Consider the following 4250-nt stretch of genomic DNA (forward strand, 5'->3'; position numbering starts at 1 on the left):
CGGGGTAAGCTATATCGAGGGCAAGGCACGCTTCGCAGACGGTGCGCTGATCGTTGACGATGTGCCGATAAAAAGTCGGCAAGGTCATATTTGGCGATGGGTGCGCACGCCGCCGTGCCGCCGATTCCGGGGGATGGACAGCGTGCCCTACCTAACCAGCACATCGGCGCTRGCGCTGGATCGCYTGCCCAAATCGCTGCTGGTGATCGGTGGCGGGGTGATYGGGGTWGAACTGGGACAGATGTTTTCGCGTCTGGGCGTTGATGTCACCATCTGCTGCCGAAGCCGCCTGCTYCCCGAAATGGACCCGGAAGTGAGTGCCGCGCTRAAAAAACTATTTGGAAGCCGAGGGCGTGCGGGGTTTTGCGCAGGTGTCGGCTATCAGCGTATCGCCCCAAACACAGAGCGGGGGTCGAATTGACCTGCGAGGGGCATCGCGACACCGTCGCGGCGGAACAGGTGCTGATTGCCACCGGACGCCGACCCAATAGCGACGGGCTTGGGTTGGAGGAGCGCGGCATAGTGCTTGCCCGTAATGGTGGAATCGTCGTCGATGACCACCTCGAAACGTCGGTCTCAGGCATTTACGCGGCGGGCGATGTAACGGGACGGGACCAGTTCGTCTACATGGCCGCCTATGCCGCAAAACTGGCCGCGCGCAACGCGGTGACGGGCAACCAATACCGCTACGACAATTCCGCCATGCCATCCGTCGTTTTCACTGACCCGCAAGTCGCCAGCGCAGGCCTCACTGAAACTACAGCACGGGCGCAAGGCCTGGACATCAAGGTTTCGCTGCTCCCGCTCGACGCTGTGCCAAGGGCACTGGCAGCACGCGATACGCGGGGTCTCATCAAACTGGTTGCCGACAAGGCAAACGACCGTTTGCTGGGTGGCAGATCATGGCACCCGAAGGCGCGGATTCGATCCAGACACTGGTGCTGGCGATCAAACATGGCATGACCACCCTGGAATTGGGTGCAACGATATTTCCTTACCTGACCACTGTGGAAGGCCTCAAACTGGCGGCCCAAACGTTTGATAAGGATGTCGCCAAACTGTCTTGCTGCGCCGGGTGATTGCTCGGGGATCAATCTACAACGAATAGACACCCTCCAGCGCGAGCCGCTTTGGTGTTAATTTTGTCGTTCGACTCAGCGGGAGAGCAAAATGGCACGGCGCCGACTTCTGACCGGAGACGAGCGACAGCGCCTGTTCGATCCTCCTGTCGAGGAAATCGCGATCATTGGGCATTATACCCTTTCCGCGGAAGATGTTGAATTGGTTGGGCGCCGCTATGGTCCAGCAAATCGCCTCGGTCTGGCTGCACAAATCGCTTTGATGCGACATCCCGGCTTTGGTCTGCAACCCGAGATCGGGCTTCCCGACGTCATTCTTCAGTACCTCGCGGCACAGTTATTCGTCGATCCTTCCTCCTTCTCTGCATATGGTCAGCGCGCGCAAACCCGTACCGATCATGCCGATCTCGTGGCGCGTTATCTTGCATACGCCCGTTTTCGACGCGGCGACCTGGCACTTGCCCTGAATCTTGCCGCGCAAGCCGCCGAGTATACAGACAGAGGTGAACCGATTGTTCGCGCCCTCATGGTTGGCCTGAAGGGTGAGCGGTTCATTCTTCCGTCAGGCGACACGCTGGAACGCGCCGGTCTTGCTGGCCGGGCACGCGCACGCAAAGCTGCCGCAGCCGCAATCGTCGAAGGCCTCAGCTCTGCTGAACTGACACGGCTAGACGAACTCGTAATCAACAACCCGGATTTCGGCATGACGCCGCTGGCGTGGTTGCGTAATTTCAAAGAAGCCCCGACTGCGGCCAATATCAATGGCTTGCTTGAGCGCCTGCGCTATGTTCGCGGCATAAGTGTCGACCCGGCAGTTGGGGGCGCCATTCCGGAATTCCGCTTTACCCAGTTTCTCCGCGAAGGCGGCGTGGCACCGGCATTCCTCCTGTCGGATTACAGTGTCAATCGCAGGCGGGCGACGTTGACGGCCGCAGTGATCGACCTTGAGGCCAGACTTGCCGACGCGGCGGTCCAGATGTTTGACCGGCTTATCGGCGGCATGTTCACGCGTGCCCGACGTGGGCGCGAACGTCGCTATCAAGACAGCATTCAGTCGGTGGGGCAACTTATGCGGCTGTTTGGTGCCACAATCACAGCACTTGATGAGGCTGTCCAGAATGGCGGCGATCCGTTCGAATTGATTGACGAAGCGGTGGGCTGGCACCGACTTGTTGCGGCAAGGGCCCAAGTCGATGCCCTTGCTGATCTTGCCGGCGAGGACGCACTGGTAACGGCAACCGAGCGTTACGCCACGCTACGGCGTTTCAGCCCAGCATTTCTGGACGCTTTCGCGTTCAAGACATCGGGAAGCGGATCGGCACTACTCAAGGCTATCGATGTCATTCGCGATGCGAACACACGAAAGTCGCGCGACCTTCCCGATGGCGTTCCACTGCCATTCCCCAATCGGCAATGGAAGCGCCTCATCACCGAAARCGGCCGTATCGACCGCCGACGTTATGAAATTGCGATCATGGCAACCTTGCGYGATCGTTTGCGCGCCGGTGATGTATGGATCGAGGGAACCCGCAACTATCAGYGCTTCGATGCCTATTTGCTGGGTCGGCGCGACGCCGCCAAAGTGGCSGATGYGCTTCCGTTCGATTCAAATGCTGCRTCCTACCTCGCTGACCGGKCACGAAATCTTGACTGGCGGCTGCGCCGATTTGCCAARCAGTTGAAARCAAACAAGCTTGAGGGAGTGTCGCTCGAACGAGACCGGCTCAAGCTTCAGAAAATGCCGCCTGTCACCCCACCGGAAGCTGAAGCCCTCGATCGYAAGCTCGATACCCTGCTTCCCCGCGTGCGCATCACCGAGCTGCTGCTTGAAGTCGCCGAACGCACTGGTTTTTTGAACGCATTCCGTGACCTGCGTTCAGGCAAGGAGCATGACAACCCCAGCACGGTACTCGCCGCAATTCTGGCTGACGGCACCAACCTCGGGCTGGAGAGGATGGCCAATGCCAGCGAAGGCGTCAGCTATGCCCAGCTCGCATGGACCCACAACTGGTACCTTTCCCCCGACAATTATCAGGCCGCACTGGCCATGATTATCTCAGCCCACCACGAGTTACCCTTCGCGCGGCATTGGGGTGCTGGCACCAGTTCGTCGTCCGATGGCCAGTTCTTCCGGTCGGGGCGGAGCCGTTCGGGGGCGGCGGACGTCAATGCCAAATATGGAACCGAACCTGGCGTGAAAATCTATTCCCACCTTTCCGATCACTTCGCATCATTCGGATCACGGATCATGTCCGCGACGGCAGGTGAAGCGCCCTACGTGCTCGACGGCCTTGTCCTGGGCGCTGGCAACCTTCCGTTGCATGAGCACTATACCGATACCGGCGGCGCGACCGATCATGTTTTCGCACTCTGCCACCTGCTCGGGTTCCGCTTTGCGCCCCGACTGCGCGATATTGCCGACCGCAAACTGGGTTCGATCGCTGCGCCATCGACATACAAGGGCATCGAAAGCCTGATGGGCCGCACCATCAAAACCGCAGCGATCGAGGCTGATTGGGATGACATCGTCAGGATTGTCGCCTCAATCAAGGATGGCACGGTGGCGCCGTCAGTAATCTTGCGAAAGCTTGCCGCCTACAAACGCCAGAACAGGCTGGATTTTGCATTGGCTGAACTGGGCCGTATCGAGCGCACTTTGTTCACGCTCGATTGGCTYGAACAACCGGAACTGCGMCGTGCCTGTCAGGCCGGTCTCAACAAAGGCGARGCGMGGCACACGCTTGCCGCCGCCATCTATACCAACCGGCAGGGCCGGTTCACCGATCGCTCGCTGGAAAATCAGGAATTTCGYGCATCTGGGCTGAACYTGCTGATCGCGGCGATTTCCTACTGGAACACGGTCTATCTCGACCGSGCCGCCMAGCACCTCAACGCYGTCGGCACRACGTTCGATGCGGCACTGCTYGCGCACCTKTCTCCGATGGGCTGGGCGCAYATCAGYCTGACCGGCGATTACCTCTGGGARCAGGCMAGGCGACTTCCMGCAGGTGAATTCCACCCACTCAACGAGCCAATGGCGCGGTTGAAGCGTGTWGCGTAGCCSATGTTCCGCTTATGTCCGAGAAATCGTTGTCTGGCGMACAAAACCTTTGAGGGTGACGCCCCAGTACGGGGACAGACTCTTCCGTTGCCCGCGCCTTGTCAACTGAG

The 4250-nt window shown here is 59.5% G+C and carries 2 protein-coding genes and 1 pseudogene; all 3 read left to right on the forward strand.

The window, feature by feature from the left end:
- The first annotated feature begins 133 nt into the window (after positions 1-133).
- The 3 genes and pseudogenes from BF95_RS30505 (at position 134) to BF95_RS24515 (ending at position 4140) form a co-directional block, all read left to right on the forward strand.
- Positions 134-421: an FAD-dependent oxidoreductase gene (locus BF95_RS30505; protein WP_268747203.1), complete on the forward strand. Its 288-nt coding sequence runs from the start codon at positions 134-136 to the stop codon at positions 419-421.
- A gap of 38 nt (positions 422-459) precedes the next feature.
- Positions 460-1079 (forward strand): annotated as a pseudogene (locus BF95_RS24510) (FAD-dependent oxidoreductase).
- 91 nt (positions 1080-1170) lie between these two features.
- Positions 1171-4140 (forward strand): Tn3 family transposase, encoded by a 2970-nt coding sequence (locus BF95_RS24515; protein WP_043155383.1) that lies wholly within the window; start codon positions 1171-1173, stop codon positions 4138-4140.
- Positions 4141-4250: the final 110 nt, after the last annotated feature.

Source organism: Sphingobium sp. Ant17, assembly GCF_000588875.1.
Classification (GTDB): Bacteria; Pseudomonadota; Alphaproteobacteria; order Sphingomonadales; family Sphingomonadaceae; genus Sphingobium.